The sequence below is a fragment of the Aliivibrio sp. SR45-2 genome, assembly GCF_963890165.1.
In the GTDB taxonomy this organism is placed as follows: Bacteria; Pseudomonadota; Gammaproteobacteria; order Enterobacterales; family Vibrionaceae; genus Aliivibrio; species Aliivibrio salmonicida.
The window spans coordinates 1-901 of sequence record NZ_CAWPRC010000081.1; the positions used below are offsets into that span (position 1 = coordinate 1).

The following is a 901-nucleotide window of genomic DNA, read 5'->3' on the forward strand; positions in this document are numbered from 1 at the left end:
GTGCCCCTCGAAAAGCGAACACTTTATTTTACAAATTTACTTTCAAATTCAAATGGACTCAAGTTGTTTAATGTTGAGTGACTGCGCTTACGATTATAGAAGATCTCAATATATTCAAATATGCCTGTTTGTACATCGGTAACTGTTTGGTAATTCTTTGGGTAAATCAGTTCGACTTTTAGTCGACTGAAAAAGGATTCCATTGCTGCATTATCCCAACAATTGCCTGTTCGACTCATACTTTGAATACAACCATTATCATTAATAAGTTCTTGATAATTATTGGAACGATATTGAACACCTCTATCTGAATGAATGATTAAACCTTGTTTAATCGTTCTTCGATTGAAAGCCATTTTTAATGCATCTGAAATGAGAACCTCAGTCATTGAGTCGTCTAATGACCATCCAATTATTTTCCTTGAAAATAAGTCCATAACAACGGCCAGGTACATAAATTTGTCATTAACCCAAATGTACGTAATATCTGTTGTCCAGCGCTCGTTGGGGCTCTCAGCGGTAAAGCGCCGGTCTAAGATATTGCCAACCACATTACGAGTTGATTCAACGCGTCGTCCATAACGGAAACCTTTTCCGTTAAGGGCTCTGATACCTCGAGCCTTCATGATCTTTGCTACATAATTAGTGGAACAAGGGTATCCTAGCTTTACAAGCTCATTTCTAACTCTTCTAGAGCCGTATTTAGCCTCAAACTCAGCAAAGGTTAGTAAGATCCTCTTTTCAAAGTCTAGCCTCCTTTGGGAGGCTTTGCTTAATGATTTATTATGCCATGCATAAAAACCAGTTGGAGATGCCTTTAAAACTTGGCAAAGAAAACGAACACTATAATGATTCCTAAAATCACGAATAAGAGCGTACTTTACTCTTGGTTTTTGGCAAA

The 901-nt window shown here is 37.5% G+C and carries 1 protein-coding gene; it reads right to left on the reverse strand.

Annotation, left to right across the window (positions count from 1 at the left end):
* Nucleotides 1-23: 23 nt before the first annotated feature.
* Nucleotides 24-901 (reverse strand): IS3 family transposase (locus AACV33_RS03825; RefSeq protein ID WP_182700741.1); only part of this gene is annotated, 878 nt, incomplete at its 5' end.